This is a genomic window from uncultured Muriicola sp. (assembly GCF_947258935.1).
Lineage (GTDB): Bacteria > Bacteroidota > Bacteroidia > Flavobacteriales > Flavobacteriaceae > Muriicola.
Map to the genome: position 1 here is coordinate 1 of NZ_CAMYKH010000035.1, position 20,787 is coordinate 20,787.

Annotated in this window: 22 protein-coding genes; 11 read left to right on the plus strand and 11 right to left on the minus strand. The window is 40.1% G+C overall.

Features of this window, described 5'->3' with window-relative positions; translation table 11 throughout:
* Window positions 1–302 precede the first annotated feature (302 nt).
* The 4 genes from Q0X72_RS07720 to Q0X72_RS07735 all read left to right on the plus strand — a co-directional run bounded on the left by Q0X72_RS07720 (window position 303) and on the right by Q0X72_RS07735 (window position 3,672).
* Window positions 303–1,172 carry a lipid A deacylase LpxR family protein gene (locus Q0X72_RS07720; protein ID WP_297763690.1) on the plus strand — a complete coding sequence of 290 codons (870 nt, stop codon included), beginning with the start codon at window positions 303–305 and terminating at the stop codon, window positions 1,170–1,172.
* A gap of 288 nt (window positions 1,173–1,460) precedes the next feature.
* Window positions 1,461–1,682 (plus strand): hypothetical protein, encoded by a 222-nt coding sequence (locus tag Q0X72_RS07725; protein ID WP_297763692.1) that lies wholly within the window; start codon window positions 1,461–1,463, stop codon window positions 1,680–1,682.
* A gap of 147 nt (window positions 1,683–1,829) precedes the next feature.
* The gene (locus tag Q0X72_RS07730; RefSeq protein ID WP_297763695.1) at window positions 1,830–2,159 is read left to right on the plus strand and encodes a YegP family protein; all 330 of its coding nucleotides are present in this window, start codon (window positions 1,830–1,832) and stop codon (window positions 2,157–2,159) included.
* Window positions 2,160–2,301: 142 nt separating this feature from the next.
* The gene (locus Q0X72_RS07735; RefSeq protein ID WP_297763698.1) at window positions 2,302–3,672 is read left to right on the plus strand and encodes an exonuclease domain-containing protein; all 1,371 of its coding nucleotides are present in this window, start codon (window positions 2,302–2,304) and stop codon (window positions 3,670–3,672) included.
* Between the two features lie 523 nt (window positions 3,673–4,195).
* Here Q0X72_RS07735 and Q0X72_RS07740 read toward each other — a convergent pair.
* From Q0X72_RS07740 to Q0X72_RS07770, 7 genes are all read right to left on the minus strand, one after another.
* Complete coding sequence (locus Q0X72_RS07740) at window positions 4,196–4,408, minus strand: DUF2892 domain-containing protein (protein ID WP_297763701.1); 213 nt, start codon at window positions 4,406–4,408, stop codon at window positions 4,196–4,198.
* 151 nt (window positions 4,409–4,559) lie between these two features.
* Entirely contained in the window at window positions 4,560–5,969 is a 1,410-nt protein-coding gene (locus Q0X72_RS07745; RefSeq protein WP_297763704.1) for an MBL fold metallo-hydrolase, read from the minus strand.
* Between the two features lie 54 nt (window positions 5,970–6,023).
* Entirely contained in the window at window positions 6,024–7,754 is a 1,731-nt protein-coding gene (locus Q0X72_RS07750; protein ID WP_297763706.1) for a SulP family inorganic anion transporter, read from the minus strand.
* 36 nt (window positions 7,755–7,790) lie between these two features.
* The gene (locus Q0X72_RS07755) at window positions 7,791–8,447 is read right to left on the minus strand and encodes a Crp/Fnr family transcriptional regulator (RefSeq protein WP_297763709.1); all 657 of its coding nucleotides are present in this window, start codon (window positions 8,445–8,447) and stop codon (window positions 7,791–7,793) included.
* Window positions 8,448–8,449: 2 nt separating this feature from the next.
* Window positions 8,450–9,229 carry an aldose 1-epimerase gene (locus Q0X72_RS07760; RefSeq protein ID WP_297763712.1) on the minus strand — a complete coding sequence of 260 codons (780 nt, stop codon included), beginning with the start codon at window positions 9,227–9,229 and terminating at the stop codon, window positions 8,450–8,452.
* An 86-nt stretch (window positions 9,230–9,315) separates the two neighbouring features.
* The gene (locus Q0X72_RS07765) at window positions 9,316–10,296 is read right to left on the minus strand and encodes a PLP-dependent cysteine synthase family protein (protein WP_297763745.1); all 981 of its coding nucleotides are present in this window, start codon (window positions 10,294–10,296) and stop codon (window positions 9,316–9,318) included.
* A gap of 100 nt (window positions 10,297–10,396) precedes the next feature.
* Window positions 10,397–11,638, minus strand: a complete 1,242-nt coding sequence (locus tag Q0X72_RS07770; RefSeq protein WP_297763713.1) for an FtsX-like permease family protein — start codon at window positions 11,636–11,638, stop codon at window positions 10,397–10,399.
* Window positions 11,639–11,833: 195 nt separating this feature from the next.
* On the opposite strand from Q0X72_RS07770, the gene Q0X72_RS07775 reads away from it, so the two are divergent.
* On the plus strand, window positions 11,834–12,991 hold the full coding sequence (locus tag Q0X72_RS07775) for a DUF1343 domain-containing protein (protein ID WP_297763715.1): 1,158 nt from the start codon (window positions 11,834–11,836) through the stop codon (window positions 12,989–12,991).
* Here the strand turns inward: Q0X72_RS07775 and Q0X72_RS07780 are convergent.
* Window positions 12,988–13,827 (minus strand): sterol desaturase family protein, encoded by an 840-nt coding sequence (locus Q0X72_RS07780; protein WP_297763718.1) that lies wholly within the window; start codon window positions 13,825–13,827, stop codon window positions 12,988–12,990. The two genes, Q0X72_RS07775 and Q0X72_RS07780, sit on opposite strands and share 4 nt — an antisense overlap.
* Before the next feature lie 43 nt (window positions 13,828–13,870).
* The gene (locus Q0X72_RS07785; protein WP_297763721.1) at window positions 13,871–14,365 is read right to left on the minus strand and encodes a YkgJ family cysteine cluster protein; all 495 of its coding nucleotides are present in this window, start codon (window positions 14,363–14,365) and stop codon (window positions 13,871–13,873) included.
* 94 nt (window positions 14,366–14,459) lie between these two features.
* On the opposite strand from Q0X72_RS07785, the gene Q0X72_RS07790 reads away from it, so the two are divergent.
* Together Q0X72_RS07790 and Q0X72_RS07795 are read left to right on the plus strand one after the other, a co-directional pair.
* Complete coding sequence (locus Q0X72_RS07790; protein WP_297763724.1) at window positions 14,460–15,173, plus strand: bifunctional 2-polyprenyl-6-hydroxyphenol methylase/3-demethylubiquinol 3-O-methyltransferase UbiG; 714 nt, start codon at window positions 14,460–14,462, stop codon at window positions 15,171–15,173.
* Window positions 15,174–15,263: 90 nt separating this feature from the next.
* On the plus strand, window positions 15,264–16,061 hold the full coding sequence (locus tag Q0X72_RS07795) for a hypothetical protein (protein WP_297763727.1): 798 nt from the start codon (window positions 15,264–15,266) through the stop codon (window positions 16,059–16,061).
* Window positions 16,062–16,112: 51 nt separating this feature from the next.
* Here Q0X72_RS07795 and Q0X72_RS07800 read toward each other — a convergent pair whose 3' ends face one another.
* A complete protein-coding gene (locus Q0X72_RS07800) occupies window positions 16,113–16,745 on the minus strand; it encodes a 7-carboxy-7-deazaguanine synthase QueE (RefSeq protein ID WP_297763730.1) in 633 nt (210 codons plus the stop codon).
* 58 nt (window positions 16,746–16,803) lie between these two features.
* Window positions 16,804–17,256 (minus strand): Rid family detoxifying hydrolase, encoded by a 453-nt coding sequence (locus Q0X72_RS07805; RefSeq protein WP_297763733.1) that lies wholly within the window; start codon window positions 17,254–17,256, stop codon window positions 16,804–16,806.
* Window positions 17,257–17,314: 58 nt separating this feature from the next.
* On the opposite strand from Q0X72_RS07805, the gene Q0X72_RS07810 reads away from it, so the two are divergent.
* The 4 genes from Q0X72_RS07810 to Q0X72_RS07825 form a co-directional block, all read left to right on the plus strand.
* The gene (locus tag Q0X72_RS07810) at window positions 17,315–18,826 is read left to right on the plus strand and encodes a helicase HerA-like domain-containing protein (protein WP_297763736.1); all 1,512 of its coding nucleotides are present in this window, start codon (window positions 17,315–17,317) and stop codon (window positions 18,824–18,826) included.
* Window positions 18,827–18,881: 55 nt separating this feature from the next.
* A complete protein-coding gene (locus tag Q0X72_RS07815) occupies window positions 18,882–19,427 on the plus strand; it encodes a hypothetical protein (protein WP_297763738.1) in 546 nt (181 codons plus the stop codon).
* A gap of 50 nt (window positions 19,428–19,477) precedes the next feature.
* Window positions 19,478–20,317, plus strand: a complete 840-nt coding sequence (locus tag Q0X72_RS07820; RefSeq protein ID WP_297763740.1) for an alpha/beta hydrolase — start codon at window positions 19,478–19,480, stop codon at window positions 20,315–20,317.
* Between the two features lie 92 nt (window positions 20,318–20,409).
* Window positions 20,410–20,787, plus strand: a 378-nt coding sequence (locus Q0X72_RS07825) for a VOC family protein (protein ID WP_297763742.1), incomplete at its 3' end; no start/stop codon positions are given.

Here is a 20,787-nt window from a genome sequence, read left to right on the forward strand (position 1 = left end):
GCAGATTTTTTTGGTTTTAGACATCTGGGCTGAAAGTACAGTTTGCTGTATTTCCTAAAAGGCAGATCAGTAGCGCACCGTAGGTAATCTCCCCGGCTCCACCTACGCCCTTCGAAGCTTGAGTATCACGAAAGCGCAGGAGTGCTTTATTTATTATTGCTCCAAAACATCTTAAAATCCCTATATTTCACAGGGATCAGAAATTTAGCCCGGTATATACCACAACCTTTTTGGACAGCACATTTATTTTTAACGTCTTTATAGCCTCTGTCTTTGGGAGTTCCCTTACTCTTCATGGTCAGATGGAATCCAAGATTGTGAGCGATTCTATTTCACATCATCAAATTAGGCTAAAACATGACAACGATTTCTTTACTCTTACGGATCGCTATTACTCCTCTGGTCTATACCTGACCTACACAAGCAGCCTAAAAAAAGGGATTGGCAAGGGGCAGGAACAACTTTCATTTACAATCGGGCAGGAGGTTTATACGCCTTTCAATATTATTACCACCAATATTGAAGAACAAGACCGACCTTATGTTGGTTTTCTGGGCCTGAAAACAGGATGGTCTTCTGTAAAAAACAAACACAGTTGGGATGCCAGCCTTCTTGTGGGGATCGCTGGCAATAATTCAGGAGCCGGCGGCTTTCAAAGATGGTATCACAAGATCTTTGTTGTTTCGGATCCTCCGGTATGGGTTGATGAAATGGACAATAGTCTGCATGCCAACGGCTATGTAGGTTACCTGAAAGAATGGACTCTTGCCCCTAATCCATTTAGTATTACGTTAGCCGTACAGCCCTCCCTTGCTTTTGGGACACGCGATCAATTTGCACAGGCCAACTTTATAGCCTATTTCGGGCGGCGAGATCCTTTGGCCAGTACCATGGCCTATCAAAGAATTGGAAATACACGCAGGGAGATCTTTTTTTCCCTCCGCGCAGGATATAGATATGTTGGCTATAACGCACTGTTAGAAGGCAATGCATTGGGGGACAACTCTATCTTCCTTATTTCGCCTAACCGTGAATTTGTTTTTGGTGGTTTCGACGTACAACACCGTTTTAAAAAAAATGAATACTGGTTTGGCTACAGAATACAGTCTCCGGAAGCTACCGGAACACAATCTCATAAATATGTAATTCTCTCCTATGCCAGAAATTTTTAAATACTGCTATGTTCCATTGAAAGTCGTTGGGCTATATCTAAGAATTCAAAATATTAGTGTTTTTAGCTAGCGAAAATTGTGATTTTGTCGTCTTCAATCTTTTAAAACTGATAAATAATAGAAAGTTCTATACTTTTTATTTTCTTAGGTATACTGGGCCTTAGAAAGATAAATTAGGTGTCCTTCACATTTGTTTAAGAAAATTATAGGAAAATATTATATGCAGATCAGTATTGCCAATCTGAAATGTTTCCTATCTTATGCGCTTCATTGTATATTTAAACAAAAATGGACATATTTAAACGGGCAGATGCTTTTATAAACCTAAAAATGAGTCACATGTCAACCAGTGACCGTGTTCAGGCGTCTAGAGATGCCAAGGAAATCATTTTAGCGATCAACGAAATATATAAAAAATCTAAGGATGAGGAGCTAATGGATCTCATGAAGCAACTCACGGGAAAAAAACAAAAGATTGAAAAGCGCCTTAAAGGTTCGCCAACAAGATAACGAGGAATACAAAAATCTAAGGTAGGTTTTTAAGACTGAGAAATGTAGTTTTTTATTAATCCACAGTAAAATGTGGATTTTTTTTTACAACATTCTCAAAAATTCTGGTTTTATATGTTAAATTTGAGAAAATCAAAATACATTAAAATGGGTAAATTCGAAATTAAAAAAGACAAATCCGGTCAATTCAGGTTTAATTTAAAAGCTGGAAACGGACAGGTTATCTTAAGTAGTGAGGCATACAAGACCAAGTCGGCTTGTGAAAATGGCATAGAATCCGTTCGGAAAAATTCTAAGAACGATGGCATGTTCGATCGCAAAGTTGCAAAAAATGGAAAACCTTATTTCGGTCTAAAAGCTTCTAACGGACAAGAGATCGGTGCTAGTCAGATGTACGCATCTGCATCATCTATGGCAAATGGAATTGCCTCTGTGAAAAAGAACGCGGCAAGTGCAAAAGTGGTAGACAATTCATAAGGAATAGTTCGTTTTACACCTGAAAAATAATCTTGAAGAAGAGGACAGCGCTTGTTGTCCTTTTTTTTGGCTTAAAATACAAGAAAAGGAATAAGCTTGTTCCTGGAAATATCGCAGTAGAAAGAGTATCAAAACTAAGAATTTGTATTGCATAGTAGACATAGAGACCACGGGGAACGGGATCAAAGGAAACAAGATCACCGAGATTTCTATTTTTAAATATAACGGCGTTAAGATCATAGAAGAATTTACTTCTCTGGTTAATCCCGAATGTGAAATACCCTCATTTATAACCGGTCTTACAGGAATAGATAACAACCTTGTCCGCAATGCTCCCACCATAGCAGAAATTGCTCCAAAGATCCTTTCCTTTACCGAAGAAACTATTTTTGTAGCCCATAGCGTAAACTTTGATTACAATGTCATCAAGAATGAATTTAAGGAGTTGGGATTGTCTTTTGTTCGTAAAAAACTATGTACAGTTCGTTTGTCCAGAGCAGTATTCCCCGGATACAGATCGTATAGCTTAGGCAAGCTCTGTTCTACTCTAAGTATCCCGCTCCAGAATAGACACAGGGCCAGAGGCGATGCTCATGCAACAGTGTTATTATTCCAAAAGATCCTTAGTACCCCCAACATAGAGGAAACAGTAATTAAATTCCTAAATGCACGCTCACAGGAAGCCACACTACCTCCTTCCCTTCCTAAATCACAATATGAAAAACTACCTGATAAAACGGGAATTTACTTTTTCAAAAATGTAAAGGGAGAAGTGATCTATGCCGGAAAGGCCAAGAATATCAAGAAAAGAGTTCTCGGACATTTTTACGACAGAAGCGAAAAAGAGATACAGATGTGCAGGGTTACCGAGCAGATAGATTATGAGCTAGCAGGCAATGAATTAGTTGCCTTGCTAATGGAATCATATGCCATTAAACATTTTTTTCCGCTTTATAACAGGGCCCAAAAAAGAAAGGTCCCGGCCTATGCCATTTTCCACTATGAGGATCGCGATGGTATATTACATTTGGCCTTTAATAAGATTAAGAATGTGCCACAACCTCTTACCACTTTGTATTCGATCACAGAATGCAGGGAATTCCTGGAAATTATTTGTTCTGACTATGGTTTATGTGCAAAATATTGCCACCTGCAGGAAGGGGTAATCCACTGTACTCACTTCAGAGTAAAACAATGTGATGGGATCTGCAGAGGAAAAGAATCAGTTAACAAGTATAATAAGAAGGTGAAAGAGGCCTTGGAATATATTGCACACAATAAGGACAATTTTATTATCAGGGAAAAGGGGCGTGATGCCAAAGAAGACGCCCTGGTGGTTGTGCAGGATGGGCAGTATTACGGTTACGGATTTGTCCCAAAAGAAACTGAAGTAAGGTCTCTTGAAGATATTATAGCCTTTGTTACTCCACAAAAAGAGACCCTCGAAACCAAAAGATTGGTAACTTCCTATGCCCTTAAAAATCAGGAAAAACTAATTCCTTTTACTAATTAAGTATCCTCAGAGAAAATCAAAACCTTAAAATAAGCAAACCAGCTTAAAATTTTTTGTTCAATTCCCTGTACATCCTAATGACAAAGATCATCCAGATCAGGAAGATAAGTCCGACGAAAATTGAATATGCAAGAATAAAGTCCATCACTTCCTGTATTTGAAATAATTCATAAATCCAAGAATAGTGGGCGCCCAGATGGCGATGAAGATGGCATCTAACTTATTGCCTGAAAGAAATATATATTCCGATACAACAATGATGGAGAGAACAACGAGGAGTAAAACAATGTTTGCGACCCCTACACTTTGAATAAAATTCTTTAGCATTCCTATTTTCTATGTCAATATTAAAAATACACAAAATAGAAAAGTAGAAAGAGTAATCTGAAAATTATTTTGAAATATGGGAATAGACCTATTCTATACTATTGAGACTTTAGTTTATAAAACGGAAAACCTCCCTATGTATAAAGCAAGCGGCAGTATACCATTATTTTAGGCTTAAAAACATGCCCAGAGAATTCTAGTCTTTTTTCTTTACAGTGCAGGTATTTAGACCAAAAATGCTATAAATTGGACAAAAACCAACAAGGCTGGTCAAAATAAAAATGGCAACAATAGCTAATAAGATGTAAGAATAGACGCCTTGTACTATTTCAAAATATACCAGAAGACCGGCAGCGATAGCTACAATGACCCTGATGATCTTGTCCAGGGTACCCATATTTGTTTTCATACTAGAAAGAATTAAGTTATTGCGTTAACCGATATCACAGTTACGGATATTATTGCCAGGCGTGTTAAACATACATATAGCAATTTTATTCGTTGATCCCGATTCATAGAATAAAACTACGTATTCTACCACCAATCATACATGACATTTATCATAAGGTGGAAGGGCAGACATAGCTTGTAGTCTCTATCCCAGCCAATTTTATTGCACTAAAGCCGCCGCCAACATCAACCAGATTATGTATTCCTCTGCTTTTTAATATTGATGCTGCGATCACTGAGCGATATCCCCCTGCACAACTAAGATAAAAGGTCTTATTATCCGGGAAGGCAGACAAATGCTCATTAATGGCCCCTAAAGGTGTATTAACAGACTGTGGCAAATGTTCTGCATTATGTTCACTTTCTTTCCGCACGTCAAAAACCGCCGTCTCTTTATCGGACAGTTCTTTTTTCAACTTCTCAGCAGGAATTGAGCTCAAATTATCTGTTTCTTTCCCTGCCTTTTTCCATGTTTCGAAACCTCCTTTTAAATACCCTATAGTATGATCGAACCCCACTCTGGAGAGTCGGGTAATGGCCTCCTCTTCCTGACCTTTTGGAGCTACCAGTAATATGGTTTGCTTAACATCGGCGATCAATGCTCCCACCCAGGGCGCAAAGTCGCCTTTGAGGCCAATAAAAATAGACCTTGGAATATGCGCTTTCACAAATTCTTCCTCGCTTCTTACATCCAGAACAATTGCTTCGGTTTCATTAGCAAGGGTTTCAAACTCATCAGGCATTAATGCCCTGGTGCCTCTTTTAAGTACTTCTTTAATATCTTCATAGCCTTCCTTGTTCATCTTCACATTTAAAGGAAAGTATTTAGGTGGTGGCAATAGTCCTTCAGTAACCTCAGCAATAAATTCTTCCTTGGTCATATCTTGCCTTAAGGCGTAGTTCATTTTCTTCTGATTACCCAGGGTATCCACCGTTTCTTTCATCATGTTCTTTCCACAGGCCGAACCGGCACCATGTGCAGGATATACAATTACATCATTAGATAAAGGCATTATTTTAGTGCGAAGGCTGTCGTACAACAATCCCGCCAGGTCTTCCTGGGTCATATGGGCTGCTTTCTGTGCGAGATCGGGCCGGCCAACATCGCCAAGAAAAAGAGTATCTCCGGAAAATATAGCCTTATCCTTTCCCGTAGCATCCTTTAATAGATAGGTAGTACTTTCCATAGTATGGCCCGGGGTATGAAGTACCTTAATGGTCAGCTCTCCCAGCCTAAACTCTTGTCCGTCCGTGGCTATCAAGGCATCGAAGGAAGGATCTGCCTGGGGACCATAAATTATTGTCGCTCCTGTTTCTTTGGCCAATGTTACATGTCCACTGACAAAATCGGCGTGAAAATGGGTCTCAAAAATATATTTGATCTTTGCTTTATCTCTGGAGGCTCTATTTATATAAGGCGTCACTTCTCTTAAGGGATCAATGATTGCTACCTCGCCCTTACTTTCGATATAGTAAGCGCCCTGAGCAAGACATCCTGTGTAAATCTGTTCTATGTTCATAATCCTTTACTTTACATTGCAAAAATACGTCATATTCCAAAAGCATAGGTAACATTAGTCACCTAGTGTATTCCATTGATGTGCCACTTTGGATTGCAGTTGTGATTTCTTTCGTGGATCGTCAAAAAACGAAACTGCCTCCCGGGTCTCTACAAAAAGGCATTCTTTGGGGAGTAACTGCATAACTCCGCTGGAAAAAAGTATATCCCGGGTAGGCCCAATGGCCCCAGCGATAAAGAAATGAATCCCTTTTTCATACAATTTTTCAATTAACTTAATGAGCATGGCCGAAGCTGAGGAATCAATATAATTAATTGCCTCGGCGTTTAAGATAACTGCCTTAAGGTCTGGTCCTTTCTCGTCAATTAAATGCATTAGATGCGACTTGAAAAAATCAGAATTCCCAAAATACAGTTGAGCATCAAAACGGACGATCAAGAGATCGGATCTTACCACGACCTCGCTCTCAAACCGGTTTACATTTCTATAGTATTCGGTATTCTTGATTTTCGCCAGTACTGCAAAATGCGGATTAGAGGTTCTGTAGACCATCAACAATAAAGAAATTAATACCCCAACCAATATTCCCTCCATAATACCCACAAAAAGGGTAACTATAAAAGTTGCCAGAAGCACTGCAAATTCATCCTTTCTAAATTTCCATAATGTACGGGCATAGGCAACATCTACCAAACCATAGACCGAAACCATAATAATACTTGCCAAGGCCGCTTTTGGGAGGTAATAAAACATTGGTGTTAGAAATAACAAGGTGCACAACACTATCATGGCCGTAACTAAAGTTGCCATATTGGTCCTGGAACGAGCTTCCAGATAGATAGCCGATCTTGAAAAACTCGCAGTAATAGGATATGATTGAAAAAAAGAGCCAGCCATGTTAGAAAGGCCCAGAGCCACCAATTCTTTATTGGCATTTAGTTGATCCCGATTCATCTTATCTTCAATGCCCTTTCCGATCGAAATGGTTTCCAGGTAACCCACAAGGGCCAATGTCAGGGCTATGGGCCACAATTCCATTAGATATTCCCACTCTATCTGAGGGAGAAGCACCTTGGGCAGTCCTGATGGGATCTCACCTACGATAGCGACACCTTTGGAAGTCAATTGAAAAAAGAAGACGAGGGCAATCCCAATAACTACCACCAATAATATGTATGGTATTTTCCTGTTCCATTTTTTTAAAAGAATCATCAGTAAAATACCCAATATCCCAATTCCCAGGTCATAAGGATTTATGGTTCCCAATTTTTGTATGGCATTCCAGATAATCCAATGAAACTGATTGCTTCTTTCAATATCGGTACCAAGGAGATATTTTAACTGACTAAACATTATGATGAGGGCAGCTCCAGATGTAAAGCCACTAATTACCGGTTTTGATAAAAAATTTACCAAAAAGCCCATCCTAAGTAATCCAAGCAATAACTGAATACCACCCACCAGGAAGGCAAGTAAGATGGCCATAACAATGTAGTTGTCTGGACCAATAGATGCAATAGCACCCAGACCTGCAGCCACCAAAAGGGAATCCATAGCTACCGGACCTACCCCCAAAGCGCGGGAAGTTCCCATAAAGGAATACACTATTAAGGGTACAAGCGAAGCATACAAGCCATAGACGGCAGGTAGCCCGGCAATTAGGGCGTATGCCAATCCCTGTGGTATCAGTACAATAGCAACGGTTAGCCCGGCCAACAGATCACTTGGAAGATAAGGCCACTTATATGTCCTGATCCAGCTTAAAAATGGAAATATTTTTTGCATATAAAGTTGATCTGCATAAACGCAAAATCTTTCTTGTTATAATTCTATGATATGAATCTGGCTGCGATGTAACTTTATTTTTCCGTCGTGTTCCATCTTCTTGAGTAATCTGGAAATTACCACTCTGGAGGTATGAAGATCTGCCGCTATATCCTGATGGGTTGTCTGGATCATATCGTTTTGATTCACCATGGCCTTGTCTTTTAAGTATTTGAATAGGCGTTCATCCATATTCATAAAAGCCAGGGTATCTACCGTTTCCAAAAGCTCCTGCATTCTATCGTGATAACTGTCTAGTATAAATTCACGCCAACTTCTATAACGCCCCATCCATTCCTCCATTTTCTCTATGGGGATCATTAACAGCTCGGCATCAGATTCTGCCACTGCCCTGATCTTACTTTTCCCCTTTTTGAGACAACAGGATAAGGTCATGGCACAGGTATCCCCCTGTTCTATAAAATACAAGAGCAGTTCATCACCTTCCTTATCTTCACTTAAGATCTTAATAGCTCCACTTATGATCAAAGGCATAGACAGAATAGGATCTCCAATATCCATTAGGAAATCGCCTGCATTTACCTTCCGAAGCACCCCAGCAGCTTCGATCTCCTTTAGCAATTCATCTTCAAATAGAAATCCATACTGTTCCTCTATCTGCTCAGATGTTAACTGCTCCTTATTCGTTTCCATTCTTATGATATTAGTCCTAATTCTAGCTGAAATTTTGCTTCTTTTTTATCCAAATACATAAATCCTTCTTGCAAGTATGCCTGGTCTACGGCGTAGGGATAGAATGTGATGGGCTCAACGCAGATCATATTCTCTACTGGCGACCATAACATAAAATGTCCAAAGCCTTTTGTCTGAATACGAATTACTCGTTCGTCTTCCAAAAATAGTTCTTCTGTGTGAGGAACCTCAACTGCCCGGTTCCCGGCTTTCATGATCTCCTCCAAACCATATGATACCGTAGATGTTCTAATTTGTGCCTTGGAAGTGCGCAATTTAAATGCCGGGTGATACCCTATCATAAAGGGCATATCCTTTTCCCCACTAACACCAAATGTGATCTTTAAAGAATTCTCCGATAAACTAAGGGTCTTTTTAAGTTTAAAACTGTAAGGCCAAATAAGCCTTTGCGCTGTTGATTTATCCGGGAATTTGGAATTTAAAACCACGGAACCTGCCTTATATTCTTTTACATAGGTCACCTTGGTATCCTCTTTTTTGTCCAAGGTATACGAAAGGTCCCTTAAAAGTCCATGCTGATCCTGAATTGCGTTACCTCTGGGTACATGAACCCTGAAACCGGCTTTATCTGTTGGGCCGATAATTGGAAACATTTCCGTATCTGTATGGCCCCATCCCGGACTCCCGATCTGATGCATTAGTTCATATCCATCAACCTGATAACTAGTGAGTTCGCCCTTTACGATACTCACTTTTTGATCTTTATTCTGTAGCGTTATCATTGTTGTTTTAAAAAATAGTTGCCATTTGTATACCTGGAAATTGCTTTAGATTATCAGTAGAATAATTAGCTCAAAAGATACCAAAACTAATCCAAAAAGCCTTGTTCACGCATCCAATCGTCATTAAAGATCTTCCCTACATATCTGCTACCATGATCGTGGAACAGAACAACTACCACATCATCTTTTTTAAAGTGTTCTTTTAATTGGAGTACTCCTTTAATAGCAGCTCCTGCAGAATTTCCCAGGAACATACCTTCCTCTTTTGCCAAGCGCTGGGTATACACCGCAGCATCTTTATCAGTTACCTTGGTAAAGCCATCAATGATATCAAAATTAACATTCTTGGGTAGAATGTCTTCCCCAATACCTTCCGTGATATAGGGATATATCTCATTTTTGTCGAATATCCCAGTCTCATGATATTTCTTAAACACCGAGCCATAGGTATCTACTCCCCAAATTTTTATATTGGGATTTTTCGATTTTAAATAGGAACCTACCCCGGATATAGTGCCCCCGGTGCCTACTCCCACTACAAAATGAGTCACTCTGCCATCTGTCTGATCCCAAATCTCTGGTCCGGTTGATTCAAAATGTGCTTTGGTGTTTGAAGGGTTATCGTATTGATTCACATACCAGGAATTTGGTATTTCCTCAGAAAGTCTTTTGGCAGTAGAATAATAGCTCCTTGGATCTTCCGGGGCTACATCTGTTGGACATACATAAACCTCGCTGCCCATTGCTTTCAGGATGTCTACCTTCTCCTTGGATTGCTTGTCACTGATCACACAGATCATCTTGTATCCTCTCACCACTGCCACCAGGGCCAGACCCATCCCCGTATTCCCCGATGTACCTTCAATTATAGTACCTCCCGGTTTAAGCTTCCCGGCAGCCACAGCATCATCTACCATTTGAAGTGCCATACGGTCTTTTACAGAATTACCAGGGTTAAAGGTCTCATATTTTGCCAGTACAAGACAGGGTAAATCCTTCGTTAGCTTATTCATTTTTACCAATGGGGTATTTCCGATGGTCCCCAATATATTTTCTGCATACTTCATCATGACCACAAAGATACTAGTTCCCTAAATCAAGGCCTAAGAGGAAAGATTATTTGGTTTGAATTTTATTATTGGAATCAAAGACAGCAAGCTATTTTTTTTAATCGAATTTGATCGCTTTCACCGGGGTTATCCTTGTTATAATATAGGACGGGATCAATAACATGCTCATACACAGGAACAACACACCAAAATTGAGAAGTAGGATGGTAGGGAGGTCTATATATACAGGGATATAGTCTATATAATATTCCTGCGGATTCGGGAATTTAAAATACCGGAATTTATCCTGAAGCCAGATAAGTCCCAAACCCAGGAGATTCCCCCAGAAAAGGCCAATAAGGATAAGGTAGGCCGCATTATACAAAAATACCTTCCGTATGCTCCAATTGTCTGCTCCAAGAGCTTTTAAAACACCTATCATTGGGGTTCTTTCCAAAATAAGTACCAGCAGGGCCGTGATCATATTTATTCCCCCAACAATTATCATGATTCCAATGATAATGGCAATATTAAAATCGAACAGGCCTATCCATTCAAATATTTTGTAATATTTGTTCTTTATTGTCTGAGTGTCTAGTGTAGAAAGGGTCTTTCCATAGATCTCCTGACTCTTTTCATCGATGGCATCAAAATCGTTCAGGAAGATCTCAAAATTCCCTACTTCATCCTCGGCCCATTGATTCATTCTTTGAATATGGCGAATATCTACAAAAATGTAAGTGCCGTCGAATTCTTCAAATCCACTGTCATATATCCCGGTGATCTTAAACTTTCTCTGATTGGGAACTTTGGAAGGATCTTCCTGTTTTAGAAAAAGGGTAAAGAATTCGTCCCCCACTACCATTTGCAGTCTGCTGGCCATTAGTTTAGACATCAGCACCTCCGTATTGAGTTCTGAAGTATAGCTAGGCAAGCTACCTTCTATCAGAAAATCCTTAAAGGCTGTCCAGTCATAGTCTTTCCCTACTCCTTTAGCAATGATCCCCTCAAAGGTATCTTCTGTCCTTATAATTCCAGCCTTAGTGGCCACGGCCTGAATATGTCGGACGCCTTCTACCAAATTAAAATTAGGATAGAACTCTTGCTGCAGGGATACTGGGATCACGGATACATCTGAGATGTTATTGTCGTAATTATAGATCTGGATATGACCATTAAAAGCAGCGATCTTTTCTCTGATCTTATATTTTAGCCCAACACCTGTTGCCATAGCTATCAACATCATCAAGATCCCCAGGGCTATAGCCGCAATAGCTATTTTTATAATCGGGGCAGATATGCTAATTTTATGCTGCTTACCTTTGACAAGGCGTTTTGCGATAAACAGTTCTAAATTCAACCGATGCTTTTTTTAGAGAATCAAAAATACAGTTTTCCTCTGTTAGTTGTCCATGTTTCTTGGAACAAGGGGAAAGATCTTCGCAATAATTGGAAATGCCCTCATCCTTTTTTATTGCTTTATTTTTTTACTGCCCTGCTATTTATTTCATGTGGTAGTAAGGTTCAAAGCACAGCCGCAATACATGAAGTACCCATGGCTAAAGACACGGCTATAAACAATATGCAAATTATTGTTGGGGCGAACAGAACCATGGAGTACCTGCCACTGTTAAGAGATAAGAAGATCGCAGTGGTGGCCAATCAAACAAGCGTGATTTTTAAAGACGACTCAGGCATAAGAGATGGCCAACCGGCCTATACCCATTTGGTAGATTCCCTGATAAGCCTGAATATTTCTGTTTTACGCGTATTTTCTCCTGAACATGGATTCCGGGGGATGGCCGATGCCGGCGAAAAAGTAGAAGATGGGATAGACCTGCAAACAGGTTTGCCGATTATTTCATTATATGGTGCCCATAGAAAACCTACGAAGGAGGACCTGGAAGGTATTGAAATGATAGTCTTTGACATTCAGGACGTAGGCGTTCGGTTTTATACCTATATCGCAACCCTTCAGCTAGTGATGGAGGCCTGTGCAGAAAACAATATTCCAATTATGGTTTTAGACAGGCCCAATCCCAACGGACATTATATAGATGGCCCTACTATGGAGGTAGAGCTTACCAGCTTTTTGGGGATGACTCCAATACCACTTGTTTACGCTATGAGCATTGGGGAGTATGCTCAAATGATCAATGAGGAAGGATGGTTGGAAAAGGAGGCCAAAGCACAACTAACAGTCATTTCCTTAGAAAACTATACTCATAACAGCACCTATAGTTTGCCTATTAGGCCCTCTCCCAATCTCCCAAATGACCAATCTATAAACCTCTATCCCAGCCTTGGCCTTTTTGAAGGGACCAATATCAATGCCGGCAGAGGTACTGAATTTCAATTTCAACGTTACGGTGCACCTTTTTTGGATAAGGCCGAGTTTTCCTTTACCTATATTCCCGAACCTAACATTGGGGCCAAGTCGCCCAAACATATGGGAACAATCTGTTTTGGGGAAGACCTCAGCAAGAGACCCAGGTTGTCTAAAGTATCCCTGGAATGGATAATAAAAGCATACCAACACTGCCTGGAAAAAAGTAAATTTTTTAATACTTCCGGATTCAGTAAACATGCGGGAACGGAATTACTTCAAAAACAGATAGAGGCCGGGATGAATGAGGCTGAGATAAGGGCCATTTGGCAGGCAGATCTCCAAAATTTTGCCAAGATCAGAGCTAAGTATCTTTTATATCCTTAACTGTTCGGAGCACCACCGGTAGGCTTTCTATATTTGTGAAAGGGTTGTTTTAACAAGCCCATAATACTCCCATTTTCTTCCTTATTTGGAAAAGTATCTACTCCATACACAATTGTATCGCGATCTAGCTCCATATAGGTACCAAAGATGCGGTCCCAAATTGAAAAGATATTCCCATAATTAGAATCTGTATATGGTAAGACAAAGTGGTGATGAACTTTATGCATATCTGGAGAGACCAGTACCCAGCTAATGGCACGATCTACTTTTCTTGGCAAACGGATGTTGGCATGACCAAATTGTGTCGCCACAAGGGATAAGGATTGATACAACATTACAATACCAATGGGGGTTCCTACCAAAAATACTCCTGCCAAGGTAAATACAAATCGGATAAGGCTTTCCAGGGGATGATGCCTGTTGGCTGTTGTAGTATCTACTTCATGATCTGTATGGTGCACCAGATGGATCATCCATAGAGGTCTAACATTATGTTCTACATAATGTGCTAAATAGGCCCCGAAGAAATCCAACAAGAGTACCCCAAGAAGAATGTAAGCCCAAAGAGGCATTTCCGGTAACCAGTTGATGATCCCAAAATTATTAGCAGCCACCCAATCACTCGTTTTTAGAAGTAGAAAGGCCAGTGCAAAATTAATCACGATGGTGGTAGCTGTGAAAAAGAAATTGGGCAACGCGTGCCGCCACTTTTTATATTGGAAACGAAACAATGGTACGGCTCCTTCCAGCAACCAGAAAAAACTGATCCCCAGGACCAATAAGATACTCCTGTGACTGGATGGGATTGTTTCAAAATAGTGAATGATGGTTTCCATGGTCTCAAAAATAACCATTTTCAGAGAAAACAAGTATACAGACCTATCCCTTGATTTGTCGTTTCATTTCTTCCACAATGTTGTATGCCGCCGGACAAACAAATGTATTCTTTATGGTGAGTGCACCCAGTTGTTGAAATTTTTTGCGATCTGTATGTGGGTATTCCCTGCATGCTTTAGGTCTTACTTCATAGATACTGCAGTAATTATCTGTTCCTAAAAAAGTGCATGGCACCTGTTGTAATACCTCATCACCATCTTCATCTGTTCTTAAATACCTTTCCTGAAAGGCTGAGGCCTTCATTTTAAGATGTTTGGAAATCCTATCAATATCTATCCTGGTAAAAAGCGGGCCTGTTGTCTTGCAGCAATTGGCACATGTAAGGCAATTGGTTCTTTGAAATTCTGCCTCGTGAAGCTGTTTCATAGTATAATCCAGATCCTTTGGAGGCCTTTTCTTTAGACGAGCAAAAAACTTTTTATTCTCAGCCTGTTTTTCGGCTGCCTTCAGGGGAAGTTGTTGCAGTGTCTCCTTCATAGAATTGGATTTAAAAAATTTCAACTTCCATAAATTGATCTTAAACTTTCATGGATGACACAAATATCCCACTTTTGTATTAAATATACTTCCAGTGCGGACCGATGTTTTTGGCAAGGCAATAGCAGACTTTTACAACAATAGTCATGAAGAGAATATAAAGACCTTCTCCTCCCTTCAGGAAGAGGATATTCTGCCTGTGGCCTATTTATTCCGTGATTATAGGACCATGCCGATTTTGGAAAAGCTCGCACTAAAGGCCTGTATGGGACATGTGCTCGATATTGGTTGCGGTGCAGGAAGTCACAGTCTATATCTTGCTTCAAAGGGACATAGTATTACAGCTTTAGACGCTTCACCCGGAGCAATTGAAATATGCAAGAAAAGGGGCCTGGAAGATGTGGTTCAATCTGATTTTTGGACCTACAAAGGAGGAAAATTTGACACCTTATTGCTCCTTATGAATGGCATAGGACTGGTAGGAAAACTCAGTAAGCTTAATGATTTTTTTAGAAAGATCAGAGAACATCTGAATCCCGGCGGACAAGTACTCTTCGATTCGAGTGATATCATCTATATGTTTGAAAAAACAGAAGACGGAAGATATTTAGTTGCTTCGGACGATGCTTACTATGGAGAAGTAAACTATATAATGCATTACAAAGATATGAAGAGTGATCCCTTCAATTGGTTATATGTTGATTTTAATACTATATCCGAAGCAGCCCAATTCCATGGTTTTCAGTGCGATCTTGTAAGGAAAGGTAGTCATTACGACTACTTGGCTAAATTAACATTAGGGGTATAATAGAGACCTTAAAATTCCGTTTTATGTAGGGTTTTTGCTCTCTAACTTGTTATAGATAAGTAGATATTATAGTTTTGAACAATGCATTCTATGAAAAAAGTATATATTTTATTTTTGAGTCTGATCCTTGTAGCGGCTTGCTCTAAGAATTCTGATAGTCCTGGTGGAACGCCGCCAGATCCAATTAACAAATCGGCAAATTTACTTGCCACGGGTGATTCAGCTAATGACATCCTATCTAACAATACTTTTACCAAATTACTGATTGAAATTGGGTATGTCACAGGGTTTCAACCCAGTGCTGCGGCTATGAATAATTTTCAGGCATTCATACAGGCTCGTACTTTTAAACAAGATATTGAGATACAATATCTGGAATTACCCAGCCCTAATGAGAACGATCTTACCCTGCAGGAAATAGCAGACCTCGAAACTGAGAACAGAACAGCTTACAATGATGGTTCTACGCTGGCTATGTACATTTATTTTGCTGATGCCCCTTCTGATACAGATGATCCTCAGGAAGGCACTGTTACCATTGGTGCAGTGTATAGAAATACGTCTATGGTAATCTATGAGGCCACGGCCCGGGGACTGGCCTTAAATAACAGTCAGGTTTCCATTGAAGATGTTGAAACTGCTGCACTGAACCATGAATTTGGGCATCTTTTAGGCCTGGTAGACCTGGGATCGTCACCGGTGAATGCCCATGAAGATACAAATGCAGAACATCATTGTGATATAGATGGCTGCCTTATGCGTGCCGAACTTCAATTTGGTGGAGGTTTGCTGGGCTTAATGAATAAGCGTATTTCCTCTGGAAAAGCTGCCGTTCCAGGCTTGGATTCAGAATGTATCCTGGACCTTCAGGCCAATGGCGGACAATAAACACCACCTTCACTTCTATTTTCTATAACGTCCTGAGAGAATGAATTCCTTTTAAGGAATATTAAGGTATTTATGCGTTTGAAGCGAGACCTTCCATTTGGGATTTTTCATTACATACTCTACAATGAGCGGGGTAACTTTGTCTCGCACACTCCATTCTGGTTGCAGATACAATACGCAATGCTCACTTACTTTAGACGCATGTTCTTCGGCAAACCTCAGATCGTCCCTGTTATAAATTATGACCTTCAATTCATGGGCCTTTAAATGGATATCCCCTACTGGTTCTTTATTTTTCTTGGGAGAAAGGCAGATCCAATCCCAGTTTCCTGTTAGTGGATAAGCTCCCGAAGTTTCTATATGTGTACTTAGGCCTTTGTCTTTAAGAAGTGTCGTTAAAGGTCCCATGTCCCAGGTGAGGGGCTCCCCTCCGGTAACCACAATAGTATTGGAATACTGAGCTGCATTTACCACAATGCTTTCAATTTCCGTGGGCGGATGTGTAGCTGCATTCCAACTTTCCTTTACATCACACCAATGGCAACCTACATCACATCCTCCAATTCTAATAAAATATGCGGCTGTGCCCTTGTGGTATCCCTCACCCTGGATTGTATAGAACTCTTCCATAAGAGGCAGCATTCTGCCTTTCTCTACGAGCATCATGATATCTTTTTCTACCATGGCGCAAAGATACTATTAAGTTGTATAGTTATCGTTTTTTTAGTTGTATGCTCCTCACCTATTCCTTAGCCGCAATTACATCAATTTCTATTTTGGCATTCCTGGCTAAACCAGCTGCTGCGAATGTTGTGCGCGCCGGCTTTTTGGTAAAATACTTCGTGTATACCTCATTGAATGCTGCAAAGTCGTCCATAGTGCTTAAGATAACAGTGCATTTTACTACCTGATCCAAAGTAAGACCATGATGTTGGAGAACATCACGAATATTCTGAATAGCTTGTTCTGTTTCGGCCATTAAACCACCCACAACCATAGTACGTGTACTGTGATCCATTCCGATCTGGCCTGCCAGAAAAAAGAGATTTCCTACCTCCACGGCATCGCTAAAGGGGGCCGATTGCTTCTTTATTTCGTGCGACTTATGGAAAAGGATGCCGGAAGTTTCCTGGGCCTGGACAACTTGTAAAGAAACTATAAGGATGGCAAGGCTAAATAGCATGATATTTTTCATAATATGGCTTTTTTAATGTTGCTTAAAATTACCCTATTTTTATCAAAAATTAATCGGAATGGGCAGCAGGGAAGAATTCTTCGAACATATTGAAAGAGGATATACAACAAAAGGCGATTTTATTTCTATGGGAGCGGCCATGCTCAATGGAGAAACCATCACCAACGCCCTTGTTAAGATCCCCTTAAAAACCCTGAACAGGCATGGTTTAATTGCAGGAGCTACCGGTACCGGAAAGACAAAAACATTACAGGTTTTAGCAGAAAACCTTTCAGATAAAGGAATTCCCGTTTTACTAATGGACCTAAAAGGTGACCTTAGTGGTCTTGCGCAACCAAGTCCGGGACATCCAAAAATTGATGAACGACACGCTAAAATTGGGTTTCCCTTTACTCCTAAAAAGTTTCCTGTAGAGATCCTTTCCTTATCTGAGCAGGACGGCCTAAAATTAAGAGCAACAGTTTCTGAATTTGGTCCGGTGCTTCTTTCCAGGATCCTCAATCTTTCAGTTACTCAGGAAGGAATTGTGGCTGTGATTTTTAAATACTGTGATGACCATAAACTACCGCTCTTAGATCTAAAAGATTTTAAAAAAGTACTGCAGTATGCTACCAATGAAGGCAAAAAAGAATTTGAAGACAGTTACGGCAGAATAGCCACTAGTTCAACGGGTTCTATTCTAAGGAAAGTGATAGAGCTAGAACAGCAGGGAGCCGATTTGTTCTTTGGAGAAAAATCTTTTGATGTAAACGATCTTACCAGGATAGATGAGAATGGCCGTGGAATTATAAGCATTTTGAGGCTTACCGATATACAGGACCGCCCCAAGCTTTTTTCAACTTTTATGCTTAGCCTGTTGGCCGAAATATATTCCACATTTCCGGAACAAGGGGATAGCGATCGCCCGGAATTGATACTTTTTATAGATGAGGCACATTTAATATTCAAGGAGGCATCCAAAGCCCTTTTGAATCAAATAGAAAGTATTGTTAAGCTGATCCGATCTAAAGGGATCGGGGTATATTTTGTTACTCAAAATCCGACTGATGTGCCAGATGCCGTCCTCTCTCAATTAGGATTAAAGGTGCAGCATGCGCTAAGGGCATTTACCGCTAAAGACCGAAAAGCCATCAAACTAACGGCAGAAAACTATCCTATATCCGACTATTATGATACCAAAGAGGTGCTTACTTCCCTTGGGATAGGAGAAGCCCTGATCAGTGCCCTGGACGAAAAAGGAAGGCCTACGCCACTTGCTGCTACCCTGTTACGAGCCCCTATGAGCAGGATGGATATCCTTTCTAATAGCGAACTTAAAGAAGTGATCAGTAATTCTAAACTGGTTAGGGAATACAATGAGGTAATAGATAGGGAAAGTGCTTACGAGATGCTGAATAAGAAAATTGAAAAGGCAGAAACAGTGGCCAAAAAAGAAAAGGCGAAAACAGCACCAAGATCGCGTACCACTAGCCAAAGAAGGAGTACTAGGCAACATCCTGTTATAAAAGTTCTTACAAGTGCCACCTTTATAAGAGGTGTTTTGGGTATTTTAAGAAAAGCCTTAAACTAGTCGTATCGACGTAAATTTTAATCTAATTTCACAGCATTTATAATCTATACCCTATATGAGAACTGCAATTGGCCTATCCCTTTTTATTTTAATATTTTCTTCCTGTAATCAAGAGGTGAATACTGATTTTGATATTACAAAAGATCATTTGGGTCCTCTGTCAAAAACTACCCGCATTGCCCAACTAGACAGTATTTTTGCAAACGATTCCATCGTTCGATCTACAGCAATGATGAAGGAAGAAACTGCATCCGGAAAGATTGAGGTCTATGAAAAAGGAGGTGCGCACCTTCTTAGTATTTCGCCTACCAATGATAGTGTACCAATAATAGAGAACATAAGGATCTACGATCCAAGGTATAGCACGGTTGAAGGTGTTAATGTGATGAGCACGTTTAAGGACATTAAAGATAAGCTCGTGATAAAAAAGGTGATCACCTCTTTGAACAATGTAGTGATCTTGCTAAAAGATAGTGATTTGTACTTTACTATCAGCAAAGAAGAATTACCGGCCGAAATGCGTTTTAACAATACCGATATTGATGTTGTACAGATCCCGGATAAAGCCAAGATAAAGTATATGATGATAGGATGGAATTAACTTCTACTCTTTATATTCCCAAATTTTCTTAAGTAAAAGACAAAGTCTCAGTGAAAAGCCTATACAATTCAATACTACCCATAGCCATTGGATATTATTTTAATATTTTATCCATCTTCTCCAAACAAGTTGTGGCTCATCAGGCATATACCCTTTTTTGTACTCCGCGAAAAGGAAGAATACTCCCCATGCAAGTTCAATTTTTGGAAGAGGCCAAAAAGGAAGTTGTAACGATTGGCGATATGAATGTACAAACCTACCACTGGGATGGAGAGAAAGAAACCATTCTCCTGCTCCATGGGTGGGAAAGTAATTCCTTTCGTTGGCGGAACCTTATTGGCTATTTAAAAAGAGAAGGGTTTCGGGTCCTTGCCTTTGATGCCCCTGCTCATGGCCATTCTTCCGGAAGTTTATTCAATGTGATACGCTATACAGAATGCACTCAAACAATTGTAACTCGCTACAATCCCGACTATATCATAGGACACTCAGTTGGAGGGATGACCGCTGTTTATCATCAATATCGCTTTCCGGGTAATTCCCTTAAAAAGGTCATCAGTATTGGTGCGCCGGCAGAGTTTAGTGATGTTATGAAACGGTATCAAGAAATTCTGGGATTTAATGATCAGGTTCTTACCGCCTTGGATGCCTATTACAAGAAACATTTTGGGTTCGGTATTGATGATTTTACAACCGCAGAATATGCTAAAAGTATTACCATCCCCGGATTGTTGATCCATGATGAATTAGATCTGGTAGCGCCTTTTTTGGCCTCTCAAAAAGTACATGCTCATTGGAACAACAGTCGACTTATTAAAACTAAGGGACTGGGCCACTCTATGCATCAGGAACAAGTAAATGAACAGATCATAGATTTCCTGAAATCATAGAAAATATTTACTTTTAGTTGAATTAGAAGTAACGTTTCACCTCTATATTTCAACATTCTTTTTATTCATAATTTGCCATAAATTAGATTTCTATGTCTGCCATTACTCCTTTTCATATTGCTATCCCGGTACACAACCTCAACGAATGCAGAACCTTTTACAGGGAGGTCCTGAATTGCTCTGAAGGAAGGAGCAGTGATCACTGGGTAGATTTCAATCTCTTCGGGCATCAATTGGTCATTCACTACAAACCCAAAGCACAAGAAGACCTGCATACCAATGCTGTTGATGGTAAAAATGTACCTGTACCTCACTATGGAGTGGTATTGCCATGGGACACCTTCAAAAGTTTTTCTGAAGAACTAGAAGAAAAAGGGGTGGAATTTATTATTGAACCCTATGTTCGATTTGAAGGACAAGTAGGAGAACAAGCCACCATGTTCTTTCTGGATCCCGCTGGTAATGCCCTT